Origin of the sequence: Leptospira fletcheri (genome assembly GCF_004769195.1) — a bacterium.
Classification (GTDB): Bacteria; Spirochaetota; Leptospiria; order Leptospirales; family Leptospiraceae; genus Leptospira_B; species Leptospira_B fletcheri.
Window position 1 is genome coordinate 1 of record NZ_RQET01000013.1, and the last position, 16,490, is coordinate 16,490.

General features: G+C 43.1%; 16 protein-coding genes. 3 read left to right on the forward strand and 13 right to left on the reverse strand.

Annotated elements, in window-relative coordinates; all coding sequences use genetic code 11:
- Positions 1 to 140: 140 nt before the first annotated feature.
- The 12 genes from EHO60_RS14785 to EHO60_RS14835 all read right to left on the reverse strand — a co-directional run bounded on the left by EHO60_RS14785 (position 141) and on the right by EHO60_RS14835 (position 14,448).
- Positions 141 to 971, reverse strand: a complete 831-nt coding sequence (locus tag EHO60_RS14785; RefSeq protein ID WP_135768992.1) for an NADase-type glycan-binding domain-containing protein — start codon at positions 969 to 971, stop codon at positions 141 to 143.
- A 20-nt stretch (positions 972 to 991) separates the two neighbouring features.
- Positions 992 to 3,931 carry a TIGR04388 family protein gene (locus EHO60_RS14790; RefSeq protein WP_167880238.1) on the reverse strand — a complete coding sequence of 980 codons (2,940 nt, stop codon included), beginning with the start codon at positions 3,929 to 3,931 and terminating at the stop codon, positions 992 to 994.
- Positions 3,932 to 4,019: 88 nt separating this feature from the next.
- Complete coding sequence (locus EHO60_RS17160) at positions 4,020 to 4,172, reverse strand: hypothetical protein (protein ID WP_167880239.1); 153 nt, start codon at positions 4,170 to 4,172, stop codon at positions 4,020 to 4,022.
- A 76-nt stretch (positions 4,173 to 4,248) separates the two neighbouring features.
- A complete protein-coding gene (locus EHO60_RS14795) occupies positions 4,249 to 5,097 on the reverse strand; it encodes an NADase-type glycan-binding domain-containing protein (protein ID WP_135768994.1) in 849 nt (282 codons plus the stop codon).
- A 6-nt stretch (positions 5,098 to 5,103) separates the two neighbouring features.
- Positions 5,104 to 7,128 carry a Hint domain-containing protein gene (locus tag EHO60_RS14800; RefSeq protein ID WP_246028335.1) on the reverse strand — a complete coding sequence of 675 codons (2,025 nt, stop codon included), beginning with the start codon at positions 7,126 to 7,128 and terminating at the stop codon, positions 5,104 to 5,106.
- Positions 7,129 to 7,804: 676 nt separating this feature from the next.
- Positions 7,805 to 7,993, reverse strand: a complete 189-nt coding sequence (locus EHO60_RS14805; protein ID WP_135769230.1) for a type II toxin-antitoxin system HicB family antitoxin — start codon at positions 7,991 to 7,993, stop codon at positions 7,805 to 7,807.
- A 21-nt stretch (positions 7,994 to 8,014) separates the two neighbouring features.
- Positions 8,015 to 8,200 (reverse strand): type II toxin-antitoxin system HicA family toxin, encoded by a 186-nt coding sequence (locus EHO60_RS14810; protein WP_135768995.1) that lies wholly within the window; start codon positions 8,198 to 8,200, stop codon positions 8,015 to 8,017.
- Positions 8,201 to 8,236: 36 nt separating this feature from the next.
- Entirely contained in the window at positions 8,237 to 8,512 is a 276-nt protein-coding gene (locus EHO60_RS14815; protein ID WP_135768996.1) for a hypothetical protein, read from the reverse strand.
- Positions 8,509 to 9,525 (reverse strand): ParB N-terminal domain-containing protein, encoded by a 1,017-nt coding sequence (locus tag EHO60_RS14820; protein ID WP_135768997.1) that lies wholly within the window; start codon positions 9,523 to 9,525, stop codon positions 8,509 to 8,511. Before EHO60_RS14820 ends, EHO60_RS14815 begins: the two co-directional genes overlap by 4 nt.
- Positions 9,522 to 10,286 (reverse strand): ParA family protein, encoded by a 765-nt coding sequence (locus EHO60_RS14825; protein ID WP_135768998.1) that lies wholly within the window; start codon positions 10,284 to 10,286, stop codon positions 9,522 to 9,524. The genes EHO60_RS14820 and EHO60_RS14825 overlap by 4 nt, the downstream gene beginning before the upstream one ends.
- Positions 10,287 to 10,365: 79 nt before the next feature.
- Positions 10,366 to 11,445, reverse strand: coding sequence for a tyrosine-type recombinase/integrase (locus EHO60_RS14830; protein WP_135768999.1), 1,080 nt, complete (start codon positions 11,443 to 11,445; stop codon positions 10,366 to 10,368).
- A gap of 3 nt (positions 11,446 to 11,448) precedes the next feature.
- Complete coding sequence (locus tag EHO60_RS14835) at positions 11,449 to 14,448, reverse strand: CHC2 zinc finger domain-containing protein (RefSeq protein WP_135769000.1); 3,000 nt, start codon at positions 14,446 to 14,448, stop codon at positions 11,449 to 11,451.
- Positions 14,449 to 14,471: 23 nt separating this feature from the next.
- On the opposite strand from EHO60_RS14835, the gene EHO60_RS14840 reads away from it, so the two are divergent.
- From EHO60_RS14840 to EHO60_RS14850, 3 genes are all read left to right on the forward strand, one after another.
- Positions 14,472 to 14,954 carry a helix-turn-helix domain-containing protein gene (locus EHO60_RS14840; RefSeq protein WP_246028337.1) on the forward strand — a complete coding sequence of 161 codons (483 nt, stop codon included), beginning with the start codon at positions 14,472 to 14,474 and terminating at the stop codon, positions 14,952 to 14,954.
- A gap of 143 nt (positions 14,955 to 15,097) precedes the next feature.
- Complete coding sequence (locus EHO60_RS14845; RefSeq protein WP_135769001.1) at positions 15,098 to 15,379, forward strand: hypothetical protein; 282 nt, start codon at positions 15,098 to 15,100, stop codon at positions 15,377 to 15,379.
- Positions 15,369 to 15,695 carry a type II toxin-antitoxin system RelE family toxin gene (locus tag EHO60_RS14850; RefSeq protein ID WP_135769002.1) on the forward strand — a complete coding sequence of 109 codons (327 nt, stop codon included), beginning with the start codon at positions 15,369 to 15,371 and terminating at the stop codon, positions 15,693 to 15,695. The genes EHO60_RS14845 and EHO60_RS14850 overlap by 11 nt, the downstream gene beginning before the upstream one ends.
- An 83-nt stretch (positions 15,696 to 15,778) precedes the next feature.
- On the opposite strand, the gene EHO60_RS14855 is transcribed toward EHO60_RS14850, so the two are convergent.
- The gene (locus EHO60_RS14855; protein ID WP_135769003.1) at positions 15,779 to 16,489 is read right to left on the reverse strand and encodes a lipoprotein, tandem type; all 711 of its coding nucleotides are present in this window, start codon (positions 16,487 to 16,489) and stop codon (positions 15,779 to 15,781) included.
- Position 16,490: the final 1 nt, after the last annotated feature.

Sequence of the window (16,490 nt, forward strand, 5' to 3'; positions counted from 1 at the left end):
AAAACGACGAACCAATTTTAGAAAATTAGGAAATTTCTTTCTGAAGAAATGTCAGCCGAATACTATCACTGTACACCAATTTCCCTCACCCCCAATAACTTGACCACGGCTCGATCCTTCGCGGTGTTGTATGCGAGAATTCATTTCTTTATATACTGCTTAGAATATTCCGAGTCCTCCAAAACGTTTCCAATTTCGCTGATACAAGTCTTATCTTTATATTTCGGGTTATTCCCTTCGTATACAGAATTGATCTCAATCGCCACAAGGATCAAAGGTTCTCTCCGTTTCGAATCGAACTTAGAAACATAAGATTTGATTTTATCGTAATTCTCTATATCGATTTTCTGCCAACCAGGTGCCTCTCCCAACTTGAAAGTCTGTTTATCGAAGAATACAATGTCGTTAAATCGGGTCCCTCCTCCTTGGGGGGTATCCACGACACGAGGAACTAAATAGTAAATTGTAATCTCTTTAGGACGAGAATACGCGAGGAAACCTTCTCGTTGACTGTTTCGTTTTTCAATTCCCTGATTGTATCCTGGAGCAATATAAAAATGACTCTTTTGAATCGAAATGACTCCGGCAATTACCTCGCCGATGCCGAAACCATCTACGCCTTCGCACCAAAAAGTTTGAGGGTAAAAATCCTGCGCTAAGTAAGCATTAAATCCGCAAGTGTCCTCCACCCATTCAATGGCCTCACCTCTGTTTTTAGGTCTCGTTCTACTAATCTTCACCCAAGGTTCTGCAAAATAAGAGGTCGACCAATCCATCCCTTTAGCCGGATATTTCGCATCTCTCGCATAAAGAGGTCCTGTGATCGGATCCAAAGATTTCTTTTGGGATAGCAGCTTTAACTCTTGGTTATTCTTCTTCGAAAAACAATCTTCCTTAAACGTATCCTCTTGCGCATTTGCAGCAGAGGAAGCCAGAAGAACTAAAATCAAAATGAATATTTCTTTTTTCATATCTTTACGTTATTCCTTTCCTAATTTTTCTTAACCGAATAGCCGTATCCGAATCTAAAAAGCGGATCCTTAAATTTATAACGATTGTAGCGACCATCCGTATTCGTATACTTCTTATTCGCATCCCCATAGGAATCATGCACAATATATCCATACTTGTCGTATCCAGTAATTACAAGTATGTGATCCAAGCCAGCAAAATTCCCGCCTACGACTACCTGTCGTCCCGCTCTTAACTCGGAGATAATCCAGGATTTCAATTTTTCTCCCTGGAAATCGTGAGCTGCTTTTGTATTGTAGTCTTTTAGTTGAGTCAGGAATTCTTCATCAAAACGACCGTTTGTAAAATATTTTGCCTTCGGTGCTTCGTAAGATTTATTGTATCCTACTTCTTTTGAATCCTGTTTTCCGAATCCGTATTTCTCACTCAAGATCTTCGTAATCTCGTTATAATTGAGATCAGACGGTCTTCGTCCTGATTTAGCCGCAAAGTCAGCAAAATCCCGAGCAATCATCACCTCCAAACTCCCGAATTTTTTCATTTGACTTTCTGTCATTTTAAAACCTAAGGCATGCAGTATTTCCGCAGGTGCAGCAGATTGGCAGATTTCATAGTCATGAACTGCTCGTCCAGGATGTGGACCATCATGTACTTTTAAACCTTCTCTGTCACTTTCTCCTTGGTAAGAAAAACCTCTTTGCGTATGTGTTTGTCCAGCAATCACAAGAACTCCTCCGTCCGTCTCTATCATCCGGCTCGGGGTATTGGATGACTTGATCTTGTCTCCTTCCAACTTTAAGAATTTGAAGGATTTCTTTCCATTAGCATCCTCCGTTAAAGGCACTTCTATTCCCTTATCTTTCAGCGCTATGCGAACCTCATCTCTATAATGTTGAGGCTTTTCTTCAAAAGTTGGTAAGTTCCCATAGATTCTCTCTCTTCCATCTATTTGATTAAATTTCTCGTTATATTTCTTAATCTCTTTATAATATTTCCCTAAGTTCCCGCCTTCTTGCAACTGGACTGCTTCTACTTTTCCCTTCACTTCTTTGAAGGTAAGTGTATCCTTCTTGCCATACTGGTTTTCCTCAGAGACGTATCCGAATTCTCTTCTTTGTACAATCTTGCCTTTGGCGTCCTTTTTCTCAGGAGTGATTTCTTCTCGATTCCAAGTCTTCCCCTCAAACGTAAACGATTCTCGGGCAAGCAGTTTCTCCATTTTCTCTTTCGGTGTTAGATTCGGATCTTTCAGGATTGCTTGAGTCGTCTCGTCGTAGTTGTGGACCAGTGCAAGGTCATTCCCGATCCGGATAAAATAGTTGTGATTTCCGGACATCTCAAGGTTATACACTCTCTCCTTCTCTATGACTTCACGGATCTCTTCTATCTCGAGCGTTCCTTCTACTTCAGTTTTCCAATTCGCTTCTACTACGCCGTTAAACGGATTCCCATGCAGCGCAATAGACGCGTATGCCAATCTCTCCGTTAAAACAGGGGTCTTTTTCAGTCTCGATTTCATTCTGGCTCTCTGGATACTTTGCTTCGTAATGCTTCTATCCCCGCTTTTTAAGTCCTCAGCCTTCGCCCACACGTCTCCACTCACTCCCGAATTCTTACTTCTTTCTCCTGCGTTTAAAATTGCAAACGGGTGGTTCCAAGTTGTCGTCACAATTCCTCCGTTACCATAACGAACTTTGTGTACTACATTTACATCGTGCGTGATCACTTCTTCGATCTCCTGGATCTCTATTTCTCCAGTCTCTTCGTTTAACGTGTACGCCTTATCTCCGGATTTTAATTCGTTTAACCTTCTGTATCCTTTTACCGTCCAGATCTCCTGACTACCGCTAAAACAGGTTTTTGTCCGGAAGAGGTTCTCCGCAGTGTCCACTGCGCTCAGTCCCGTATTCGCACCACCGAACGCAAGCAGCACGTCCCCCAACACTCTGTTCGTTAGTTTCTGCCATGTCTCTGTCACAGAAGGTTCGAATTCGATTCGGATCCCGATTCTTTTCCCCGCAAGTTTCAGTTGTTGTTTGAAGAGCTTCTTCTTCTCTTCCGTATCCAGTTTGGATTTCATCTCTTCGAAGAGGTCGTTGATTTTGTTCACTCCTTCAGGGCTACTCAGGAGTACACTCAAGTCCGATTTGGACAAGAGTCCCATCTCTGCGAGAAGTTTCCCAGTCGTCGTCGCAACTGTCTTATTTCCTTTCTGAAAATTCTCGATCGCATGTTCTTGGATAAATGCCAAGTTCAGATCGTTTTGGAAGTTGATATTCCCTTCTAACTTCTCGAATTTTCCTGTTGCAGTATTATAATTTACCGATGCGACTGTAGATCCCTTAAACTGACCGCTGAAGTTCAGTCTTCCGTCTGTAGAATAGTTCAGTGTGAATCCGTGGCCTCGTAAGTTCGGAGGAAGTTTCCCGTCTCCGTAGTTGTAGTATCCACCTATGCTTGAGGTTCCGTCCTTGCTCACGCTTGCAACCAATCCTCCGTGGTGTAGGTCTCCTTTTTCTTTCCCGAACAGATCCACTCCTCCGCTTACACTTGTGTTCCCGCTCCCCGCGTTATAGCTACCTCCCAAGAATCCTAAGCCTTCTCCATTCGCTCCCTTGAAGTTGTAGTTCACGTTCAAGTCGATTCCACTTCCAGGTGTAAAGCTCAGTCCTACGTTCGCTCCTTCGTCTGCGAATGCGAATCCTCCTCCCCAACCTCCTGCTTGTCCGTCTTCTCCGAGGAGAATGTCTTTGTTTTGGTGAGGTGTCCAGCTCACGAATCCTGTCATCGGGAGGTTCGAGCCCATTGTCACTGTGCTAATGATTCCGTTGACCAGTCCTGCGACCGCTCCGTTCGTTCCTCCCAGTTCGTCTCCGATCCATGTCTGTCCGACTGTACTCACGAGTCCTGCGATCAGTTGGCCGTTTGTTAATTGAACTCGGATCGCGTTTCCACCCACTTCTCCTTTGGCCGCGTCCCTCGCATTTTCGCTTATTCTAATACCTTTATGTTTCTATCCTCGGGTCAGGCTCTCACCTTCGGTCAAGTTATTGCGCTCTTTTCAAATTCCACAATTCCCTACCCCCCAATAACTTGACCCCGGCTCGATCCTTCGCGGTGTTGAGCGTGAGAATCCTAGCGTTGGCTTCAAAGCTCATCGCAGTTAGAATTAGCAGAGTTGTGAATTCTAATATTCTCATAATCTTCTCGTTCGGGCTTACTCTTTACCCCTTTTACGAAGAAACCCGGCAGAAGCCGGGTTTCGTTTTCCTTTTCCTATTTCGGGACATACTGGTAGACCTTTTCATCTTCTCCTCCGCTTCGTATATCTGTTATACAGGTAATGTCTTTCTCCTTAGTGCCATCATACACGCTATTGATTTCGATCGCCACCATGATTCTCTTACTACAGCAATCTGAAAATGGAGTGTCCTCATAAATATTTTCAAAATTTGGAATCTCAATTTTCTGGTAGCTTAAAGTATCCTTCAGTATTATCTTCTGCTTCTGATATAACCAAGGATTTTGAAAAACAACTGCACCATTTTGAATCATTCCTGAATTTTCAGGTATTAAATAATAAACTGTAATTTCTCTCGGACGACCGTGTTCATAAAATTCTTTTTTCATATTTTGCCTTCCAGGCAGAAGATAAAAGGAATTCATTTTATTTTTATCTTCATGTATATAGATATATGAAAGAATTATTTCGCCTATACCTCGATTTACATTGGTACAATATGCCTTTCTTTCCTTTAATCCATAATATTGAGCATAATAAGCAATATTATCGCAGGATTTTTTGGTCCAATCTCTAATAGCCTTTTTATTTGACTCCTTGGGCTTAGATTTCATAAAATTTGCAAGTTCTTGTCCTTTAGGGCGAAGGTGAGAAGTCGCCCATCCAAGGGACCACCACCAGCCGCCAGTATCCATATCTGCCGGTCCGACAAACTCTTGCTTCAAAACGTCATCGTCCTTCATCGTCTTTAGAACTTTTAAAGAAACATTATCTTTTCCGGTGATACAATCTGCTCCAGGACGAGGCTCTTCTTGGGCCCAAATTCCAACCGTTTGCAACAAAAGAATTAGCAGGACTAGTATTTTTACTTTCGAGTTTCTCATTTTATTCTATTTCCAAAATTTAAAGAAGTTTGTAAATCTATTCCATAAACCTGAAGAACTACGTCTTCTCGGCCCCTGAGGATTAGAGGGTGTATTTGTTCCATTGTTTTCTGTAACGGAGTATGCATATTTGAATTTTGCAATCATGGGATCATCCAAAGGATAGAATACCATCCGTCCATCCTGAGAACCGTTCTTTCCATTTCGAGCATAACCTTTATATGCATCTCCATAAGAATCGTTTACCAAAAATCCTCTTTGTCCATTTGGACTTTCTACGAAAGCAACTATTTTGGCAACGTGATCTATACTATCTCCGTATCTACCACCAGTAACAATAGATTTGCCTTGATCTAACTGTTCCTTCACGAAATCAAATAACTTATCATTAAATGAACTACGGCTTTTTTTCGGATTAAATTCAATGTAATCCTGTTTGCGTATCGTCAGCCCTAGATCTCCTACTGCTTCCGAAATTTCGAAATATAATAACTCCGATGGTCTTTTTCCTCTCGCAGCTGCATAGTCAGCAATGATTTTAGCAACTTCCCCAGTTGTTCGGTTATTATTATGAATATCTTCTGCAATCACTGTCGACTGGCAAATATGGCTATCTCTCAAATCTCCGCCAATTCCATCTCCATACTTATCATTTTTCCAATCCCAGGCTTTATATTCTAAAGGATTACTCTTATCGTAGCTTCTCACCAAGCCTCTTTCTCCCGGATACTGGCTTTGTGCCTCTCTCTGAGTCCGTCCCACTTCTTCCACTAAAGTTCTACCCTGGAGCTTTTCTCCTTTTACGGTGATTTCCACAGCAGCCGTATGTAGGCCATTTGGTGTCTCTCTCAAGATCGGACGCCCAGTTATCGGATCCTTGCTCAATTTAGCTACAGGTCGGCCGTCGTCGTATTTAGTTCCTTTTCCTGCTCGCTCTTCAAGCACATTCGTCAAATGGTTCAAATATTCTTCCGTCGTCTTGTAACCCACTCCGACAACTGTTTGTTTGAGTACATCAAGATTGTTCCCGACCGTCTTTAATTCTTTCCCATTTACGTGCTGGACTTGCTCAATAATAATTTCTCCATTCTTCTTACGGAAATAGAGATCTTCTTTCAGTCCATATACGTTTCGTTCCGATTGGAAATGAACTACTTCCTTCTCACCTGTTTCTATATTCTTCCATTTAGAGCCTCCGTAATCGAATTCTTTGGCTCCTTTTAATGCTCGGATCCGATCATCTACACTCGCAACCTTCTTCGTGCTGTTCGGGCCTTCCACAATACCCCCAAACAGCTTCGTACCATCTTCCGAAACGATTCCGATTCCATCTAAAATCCTTTGGATAGCCTCGTTATAATTGTGAACAACTGCAGGCTCGTCTCCGACGAATACAAAATAACTGTGGTTCTTCTCTACTTCCAAGTTATACACTTTCACAGGTTTACGGATTTCTTCTATTCTTTTGATTTCCAGTGTCCCTTCTACTTCCTTTTTCCAGTTGGAACGGAGGTCCTCATTCACCCAAGACCTGTCTCCGATGGATGCAGCAATAATCGGGATATTTGCAAGTCTTCTCTTTAACTTCGCATTCCGGAGGCTTCTTCTCGTAATGCTTCTGTCACCTGCTCGCAGGTCTTCCACCTTCACCCACAGATCCCCTGAAACTCCGGAATCTTTTGTTCTGGATCCTGCGTTTATCACTCCAAATGGGTGGTTCCAAGTAGCTCCCAAATTTCCTTCGTTTTCATACTTTAACTTGTGGATACTCATTACGTCATGGACAAAGGTCTCCGTGATCTTCTGGATCTCTATTTCCCCTGTCTCTTCGTTAAGAGAATAGACCTCTTCCCCTACTTTCAAGGATTGGATTGACCTTCTGCCTTTAGGAGTCCAAACTCCTGTTTCCGCTACAAAACAGGTGTCGTGTGCAAATTTTTCGTGAAGTTGAGATTCTTCCAGAGCGTTTGCCGATTCCTTGTGAAATTCGCCTAAGAGAACCTTTAGCTCAGAAAAAAATCCCCTAGACACGTTTTTCGTGAAAGAGAGGAAAGGACACTAAATGAGGTTTTATTTGGAAAAATCTCCCGTTTCTTCTTAGAATCAAATGTAACATCGTGTTACATTTGATTCTAAGACTTTGAACTGTAAAACGCCGCGATGACGCTTCGTCGTACATACGATCGTATCCCAAAAGCGATATACTTCCCGAGCTTTTTACTACAGAGGCTAAAACCAAATCCTCGCGCTTTCTTTTCCATTGGGGAATTTCCCCAATGCACCTAGGAACCTCTTTTACTAAAATATACTAATTTGTACAAAAATTCGGGGCTAAAAAGGACTTATTTGCCTATTTATCGGCACCAATGCAAACCCCCTCTTGAAGTTAGTCTGGGAGTCTCTTGGACTTTCCAAAGGAGTTATTCCTTCTTAAAGCTGATTTTATCCAAGGGCTTCGTCTTTTGGATCCTGATTGTGACCTGCTTGAGAATCCATATTTAACACACTTCCATATTTTTAACAAAGTCGGTTTGTAATTAGCACCCCCGTATTACTGGGTTGGGGGTGCAAAAAGGTTTCTCAAAGGATGTCCTCCCTTAGAAATCCAATCTCAAGCGATATAGGAAAGCGGTGTGAATTCCCAGCTAAAGAGGGGTAAGATTCTAACGGTGCTGGTTTAGGAAAGCATGGTGAGAGAAGTTTAAGTTTAAACGGACACCAAGGTAACCCGAGAAGGCTCCGGGATAGGTTCCCCGTCTTTTCTCATTCCATCCAGGTGGAATTCAATGGCTTCCTTGATGAATTGGGTGACCTCTTCCTCTGTTCCGCCTACGGCAACACATCCGGGAAGGTCTGGAACATAGGCTCCGTAACCTGTAGGACTTTTTTCTATAATTACTGGGTATTCCATATTCTTTTACTTTAGACCGGATTGTTTTAAAATACTCTTCAAGGTTCCTGTAGGAATATCGGCACTGGGCTTTCCAGCTACAGTGACTCTTCCAGGTTTTAAAGAGTGTTTAAACTGTCTATGACTTCCTTTTTGGTCCACTAAATACCAACCGTCATCTTCTATGATTTTGATTATCTCTTTTACTTTCATATTCTCAAATCATTTTCTTCAAAAACAACAGTATTTTTACGTCTGTTTTCCTTTCAACTTTTCGAGTATCTCCCCAAGTCCTATGACCCGGATCTTCCGTTCGATCTCGCTTACTTCTTGCCCGAGTTTTTGCATCCGGGTATACAGCCTTTCGAATTTCTCATTATAAGAAGCCAATCTTTCGAATAATTCCTTTGCCCGTTTTAGTTGTCCGCGAGCACTCATTCTTTCGTGACGCTTTCGGAATTCCTCTATTCTTTGAGTCATCTCAATTTCTTCTTTCGTAAGACCGGGAGTTTTTTTCCGCTTCATACGTGCAACCCCTGGACCCTCTTCTTCTCTCCGACAGACACAAGTTTCTCTATAGCTTCGCTCTCTTGACTTTGAAGAGCAGAAATTTGAGCATTCAATTCGGATATTTTTTTCCGAACTCCGATTAGTTTTCCTACAAGTCGATTGACCTCCGTCTTCTTGCCCGTAGCGGTTAGCCTAGAAAACTTCTTCTGAAATTCCTTTACTTTGTCCTTATTAGAATGAGTTTCTTTTGTCGTCTTTTGCTTTGCCGGTTTAGGATCTTTAGAGTGAAGCTCTTTACGGATTTCGGAAACATATCGAGTCGCAGTTCCGAGAGGTATATTCTCATTTTCCGAAATCTTCTTTGCGATATTTTTCTTTTCAAGGATCAAAACTTCACCCTGAAGGTTTGATCCTTGGTTTGGATCTTCGGCCAAAGCCTCATCCTCATCTCCAGATCCTTTCGTTTCGGAAAATAAATCCACCTCATCCTTTGGTATTTCACTCTTACGATCCCCTCCTCGGTTATCTAATACAAGCTCGTCCTTGTATTTACGGAGGATTCTCTTCTTTAGTCGTTCTTTCTTTTGCTCCGGGGTCAAGTGTCGGCGGAATAGATTGTCCCCTTCCAGGATGTCGTATTCCTCTTCCTCCGTTAAATCATTCATGTAGAAACGTACAGGAATGTTCTGGACTCGCCTTCTTACCTCTTCGTTTTCATGCTCTTTCAATTCCAAAGCGATTCGGTAGCGGTTCTCTCCCGTGACAATAGTTCCGCCTTTCTTGGCAGTGAGCGCATCCAGGATTCCGTTTATAGCGATGTCCTCTTTTAAGTTCTCGTATTCTTCCGGACTCAAAGGGTCGAAATCGTTCCGAGGGTTCGGTTTCAAACTCTCTGGCGGAACCATCTTTACGATCGGATTCAATGCAACTCCCTTAGGAATATAGGGCCTAGATAGAGAAGCTCCGGGACGAGGTGTCCTCTCTTGAGTCTCCATCCATTCTTTAGCTTTCTCTTCCTCGCTTCTCATACGAACATCCTTTGTTTAGAAGTAACACTCCGCTTTTGGATTTGAAGGATTTCGTCTGCAAGTGATTCAAACCAAAGGTATCCTTTACTTCCGACCTTTAGGGCCTTTCCTTCTTCCGATGCTTTTTCAATCGCTCTCAGTTTTCCGATAGAAGTTCGAGTCACGGGATATTTCTTTTTTAAGTTAAAAAGTCTCTCTTCTTCCTGTTTTCCTTTACCAACCATAGAAGGGACCGCAACGATCCGAAGGGACTCTTTCTCGAAACCCTCTTCCACGTCTTTTAAATCCTTCATTCCTTGGAACACCCAACGTTTCGGGCAAACAGGAGAAAGGATCAGATCGGAAATCGTAACCGCAAATTGCAACTCTACGGATAAATGTCCCGGTGTATCTAAGACTATATAGTCGTAATCCAATCGTTTCAGGGAACTCCCCAAAGTAGAAAGAAGAAAGTCCGTTTCCAGATTCTTCGTCTTTGCTCCCAAGGAAATAGTCGCAGGCAATACTTCCAAGCCTGAAAACCCCGTTTTATGGACACAATCTTCGATTTCCTTTTCTCCTAGGATTACCGAAAGTACGTTTCTTTCCTCCAGATAGTTTCTATCCAAACTCCTCAAGAAAAAATCCGTTAGGTTATTGTTCAAATCCAAGTCCACCGCAAGGACTCGTTTTCCTTTCATAGAAAGATGGACCGATAAATTCGTAGAGTGTGTAGTCTTACCTACCCCTCCTTTTAAAGATGCGACTGCGATTATATACACAAGGTAAGCCTCCGGCGTCGTGATTGTTTACTTGGTTCGTTTTTTGAATGTACTTCTACCTACTAAAGAGAGAATCTATTTAGCTTGAGTCAGAGGTCTTTTTTCCTTCCTCTCCCAGTTCCAATTCCGATTTCTCCACCTTGATTTCCGCAGGGTGGGTCTTCTCGTAGACCTCTTTCAGTTTACGGATCGCTACGTGAGTATAGATTTGGGTGGAACTTAACTGACGGTGTCCAAGCATCTCTTGGACGAAACGAATGTCCGCTCCGTTCTCAAGCATCAAAGTCGCAGTAGTGTGCCGGAACATGTGAGTCGAACCTTTCTTCTCTACACCTGATTTATTACGGGAGCCTGTTACCATCCACCCAATCCATTCTAAATCTATCGGTTTCCCAAATCTGGATAAAAACAAAGTCCCATCGTCCGGCTCCTTCACATACCGGATCCGAACATCCTCTAAATACTTGCGAATCCACTCCAAAGCTCTTTCTGAAACCGGAATCAGTCTGTCCTGCTTTCTCTTTCCCTCTTCTATAAATACCGTTCCATTCACGAAGTCTATATTCTGAATTTTCAATTTTTGGAGTTCGAATCTTCTCATACCAGTAGAATAGAATAACTCCAGAATCGCACGATCCCGAAGTCCCAAAGGAGAGTTCAAATCGGGAACAGACAAAATCTTCTCCGCTTCTTCCACCTTCAATACATTCCGAGGAATCCTTTTTATATTGCGGGGAAGCCTCATTTCCAGGCAGGGATTCTTTACGATCAATTCCCGTCTCTCCATCCACAGGTAAAAGGCCCTTACCGTGTTTAGAAAATGCGCTTGGGTCTGCGGTATAATAAGTCTTTTCGTTACTTGGTTCTTATATTGGGATACATACCTTTGGTATCTGTCCACAAGGGACATGCTCAACTGCTCAGGATCCTCTATCCCTCTTTCTATACACCATCTAAAAAACACCTCCAAAAAGAACCGGTGACCCCGGATCGTTTTATCCACGACAAACCCAAGTCCTCTTTCGTAGTAAAGGTATTCTAATATTCTTTTCTCTAAAATACTCGGATTCGGATCTTCCGTTAAAGGCAATAGATACCGGAGCTCCTTCGGGATCTTGTTTTTCTTGCCGCCAGTGCTTGCGTAAGGATTAAAACCCATTTTCTATTCTCCTAGACTAGCGTTTTCGGAAGCGTTTTGATCGATTTGCAGAGAATCCCCGATTGATGCAGAAATTCCCGGTCCGTTTGCATTTTCTCCCCCTAGGCTACCCCCAGGCGAAGGGGGGGCGAGGGGCAGGCGAACCCCCGGCGAAGTGGGCTCTTTGCTAGGCGAAGTAGACGAAGGTCGGGGGTTTGGAAGGAGGACTGTATTCCAATCGAATACTTGTTTTGCACAAGTCTCTTCCTCTAAAAAGGTGAGAGTGAAATCATCCCCTCTTTCCTCTTCCCAAAGAAGTTCGTATTCTACTACGAGACCTTGTTTGCCTGGTCTCGCGTAGACGTATTCCAGTTCTTCCAATCTCTTTAAATGGATTCGAAGTCTGGTATCGCTTACTCCGGTTCTTTCCCGGATCTCTTTTCTTGTAAGCCGGACTTCCGACTTGTCCAGCTTTTTCTCGGTGCATAGTTCTTTCACATACGCGCCAATCTCCGAGAGTAGCTTTCTTGTGTGAGGGCTAAGATCATCTAAATTCCTTCCGAAGATCCGGTTAAATAGGATCCCTGCTAAGGATATATCCGATCTCTCCACTTCGATATAGGGAACCTCTTTCCCCGTCGCATCCTTAGCCTTCTTGATCTCTCTTTGAAATTGGTGGAGAAGTGCAATCGAACGGATTAGAGTCAGGTATTTCTTTTGGTCCCGCCTCATCCTTAATCTTGTGTCCGGAAAATGAAGCTCGTTTGCGTAGGGATTTACTACCGCCAAGGGCTTGAGTAGTCTCTGTATATTTTGGTGAAGTGTAACGATTCTATCCTTCGTCTTTTTCCTTAAGACCCCCTCCAAAGTCTCTTCCGATCTTTGGTTCATAAGAATCGTCTTCGTCTGCTCCCTGTCCTCGTTAACCGTTAAAACGATTGCCCTGTTTTGCAGTTCTTCGTCTATTTCCACGCTCGTCGTCGTAAGGAACAATACAACCGGGCCTTCCACCGTATATTCCGTCGTAGAAAGTTTGCCAGTTTGCTGGTCTTTAGAAGTCGTAGCTATACTGATCTTCTTTTCGCTTTGCAGGATCTTCAATGCGTATTTGGCTTTCTCTACTCCTTCCTCTTCCGAAATCGCAAGCACCTTGTATTTTAAGTCCTTCGCCCCCATATAAAAAAGGGACTGGCCTGTCATTGCTGAGTATTTCTCTTTCTCTTCTTCCGGCACGAAATCTAAGATTGAGTCCATAAGAGTCGACTTTCCCGCTGAGGAGGAGCTTTGTATAATCACTGCTAAAGGATTCTCCGTCCTTCTTGTGATCGTAGACAGATACCCTAAGAGTGAATTCGTCCTTTCCCCTACAAGCCCGCATTTCTCGAAATCCTCCAAAATCCTAGAAACCAGTTCCGAATCCTTGAGATACCGGGTCGCTTCCTCCATCTCCTTAGGAGTTAACTGGATCTCTTCTTTTGCAGGCTTACGGATCTTCTCCAGGTGTTCCCATAGCATCTCTTCCGATTCCCGGAACACCTCTTTTAAATCGCTTCGGATCGTCTCTTCCAAGATCCCCGTCGCATCACCGGCACCTTGGATAAAGCCCTTCCTTGCCCTCTCGTTCATCAAATCCAAGGTCTCAATATGATAGTTTTCACCTACTAAGAGGCGCAAGTTCACCTTCATTATATCCATACCTTGGTTCTTAAAAAGGGAACGAACCCTATACTCTCTTTCCCCTTTGCGAAATACGATCTCTTCGTAACCCCTTGTCACGACAAAGCCCTTGGAATTCTCAAGACCCTGCGGGGTTTCTTCTTTTAGCTCTGTCTCTTCCTCTAAAGAAGAAAGGTCTTCCTCGGTTTCAACAAAAGACTCTTCCACTCTGATCTTCACCGCATCTAATACCAGTGCATTAAGCATCTCTCCTGGTTTTGCCACTTTTAACGCGTACTCGTTCACATCCATTTCCATCGGGAATTTTACCCGGTAGCATGGAATCCCTTCTTTTAAAAGTCGGGCCGCTAGCTTCTCCGACGCTTCGTTGCCCGCAGGATCGTTATCATAAGCTATGCTGACACGTTTCGGATTTTGCTTTAGAATCTCTTCATGGAGTTCTTCCGTATACCCCTCCACCCCAAAACTACAAGTCACGTTCCGGATCCCGTTCACATAGAATGTAAGTGCATCGATCACCGACTCGCAAAGAACAAGGCTCTTCTCCCCGAATGCTTCTCTGTTCCATAACCCGGCATGAGGGCCTTTCATATACCGGTGGCGGAAACGACCCATAGGCTTTTTCACTTCCAAGTGTCTCCCATACGCACCTGCAAGATTTCCATTCTCATCCAAAAGCGGGAATACGAGGTAGTTTTTAAAATGTTCGGAACCAACCTTCTCTGCCGCAAGGCCGAACTCGATAAGGGTCCTTCTCGCATCCTTGCCCTCCTGGACATGCCAGCTTGGAAGGAATCTTTCCACAAGACTTCCGTCACCCAAGCCCACTCGGAACTTCCGAAGGATCTCCTTATCATAGATCCCTCGGGACCTTAAATACTCCTTCGCTTCCTTGCTTTTAAAAAATGTCTCTTGGTAATACCCGAATACCGATTCGATGAGACCTTGCTCTTCTTTCGTGAATTCCTCGTATCTTTTGCGAGGTATTTCTTCTTTCCTTGGGACAATCGTATTTATAGAAGTTTGAGAAGTAGGTTCCGCAATTTGCAGTTTCCGCAGCTTCATAATCGCTTCTTTCACTGAAATTCCTTCCTTCTTCATCACGAAGTCGATCGCGCTACCCCCCATTCTACAAGCTCCCATACAATGCCACAGGTTCTTGGAAGGGGTCACTACAAACGAGGGAGTCTTGTCCTCGTGGAAGGGGCATCTCCCCACCCAGTTCTTTCCATACGACTTTAAGTCCACTCCGTAGCCCCGAACCAAGGCCACGAGGTCCACGGACCGTTTCAGTTCTTCAAGGGTGGGATTTTTTTTCGCTATAGGCACTTTCTTCTCCGACACCATATATGTTACTGAGAATACCATAGATGGTAGAAATGGTCAACCATTTAGGGAACCTGATCCAACACAAAAAGTGTCACTTATTGGTAGACACTCACCTTTTGATAACGTATATGTTTCACTTAGAAATGAAAAAGGTTTCCCCAAAACCCCAAAATGCAGGCTTTCCAGAGCGCCTCAAGGAACTCCGGATTCAAAAAGGATTCTCTCAAGAGGAACTTGCCGCACTAGTAGGGCTTCATAAAAACCACATCGGAAGATATGAACGCGGAGATTCCCAACCCACTGCGGATAAAATTCGCAAACTCGCCGACGTCTTGAGTGTCTCCGGAGATTTCCTTCTTGGAAATACCACCGAAGACCAGGCAAAAGTTCAGATTGGAGACAGGGATCTTTTAAACCTTTTCAGCGAAGTCGAAAAACTATCCACTGAAGACAAAGAAAAAGTTACCGATTTCCTCGACGCTTTTCTAATGAAACGGAAAATGAAACAAATGGTGGGAAGGTAAAGTTCCGAATTCTATCTTCTAATATCTAATAGGCTAGCGCCCGCCAAAACCGCTAAAGAACAAACATGAAGACCACAACTTCCCGGACCAAGACTCCCAAAAATACCAAAGGAAAAAAAGGAACCGCTCTTCCCTCGAAAGGAATGAGGGCCGTTGCTTTAAAAGATCTCTCCCCAAAAGGGGGCTACGTGGTCGTTCCCTCCGCAGAACTCAAAGAAATATTAAGGCAACTCACCGACCTACGCCAACTCGTTGAAGAAGCTCTCATTCAAGAAGCCCTCATTCAAAAAAACCTCATTCAAGAACAAGAACCCACTAAAGAGGAAATCCTCGCCGGTATCGCGGAAGGTTATAAAGAAGCTCAGCTCATCCTCGCAGGCAAACTCGAATCTAAATCCCTAACTCAATTCTTAAATGAATTATAAAGTCGAAACCACTCCTAATTTCGAAAGGGAGTTCAAACGTCTCGTAAAGAAATACCCTTCTCTTAAAAAGGAGATTGAGGACCTAGGCTGGGATATCGAAGAAAACCCCACTCAAGGCAAAAATCTCGGCCAAAACTGTTATAAGATCCGAATTCCTATCTCTTCCAAAGGAAAAGGAAAATCCGGCGGCGGAAGAGTCATCTCTTGCGTAGTCTTCATTGCTAAAACCGTCTTTCTACTTTCTATTTATGATAAAGCAGAAAAGGAAAATATCACTGATTCCGAGCTTGAAGGTTTTCTAAAGGAAATCCCCTAAAAGACCGTCCATCCAAACTGGAACCGAGTCCATTCCAGAAACCACATACAACAAGTGCGTCATATTGACCCTATCTGACTATTTTAGTTTTTGCGAGGCTCACCTACTTTAACCCCCTCTTTATCTAATATTCTTATCTGCTCTTCGGAATCTCTCTGAATCTGCTTATTCTTTTCTTCATCTGCTAAGTTTTGGGCTTCGCACTCTTCCAATGTATTGAAACGAGCATGACGAATATTACGAATCCCTTCTCCTCCGTAAATCAAATCCATCCTGCCAATGGATCCAGAAGACCGGGAATCGTTTGGAATTGTCAAAATAGGGTCTGCATAAAATTCATTTCCAGAACCCTTTTTTACAGGGAAATCACCTAAAAGGTTCAAACTCAGACTGGCCTTTTTTCCCTTAAATATTAAAGTATATTCTAGTTCATTGATAATCGTAACTTCTATCTTATATATTTCAGGGTGCTTATAAAACTTTGCTATAGCTCTACCCTCCTTTGGCCTAAAATCAAAGCAAGTCTCGCCCCAATAATTCATATATTCTATACATGATTTGCTGTTTGATTTTGGAACGCCGCCAGAAAGACATTCATCCCTTAGTCTTATCGCAGTTTCTCTATCAACAAGAAAAGCGAGACCATTGCCTCCTAATTGATAGGTAGAATTTATGGCATTCGCAACAGATTCTTTCTTTTTAAGCTCTAAACTTTCTTTACTATCTTTGCATGTAATTAGCAGAAAAAAAATTAAGAGCAATCCGCTGAATATGAAATTACAAAGTGCTTTCATT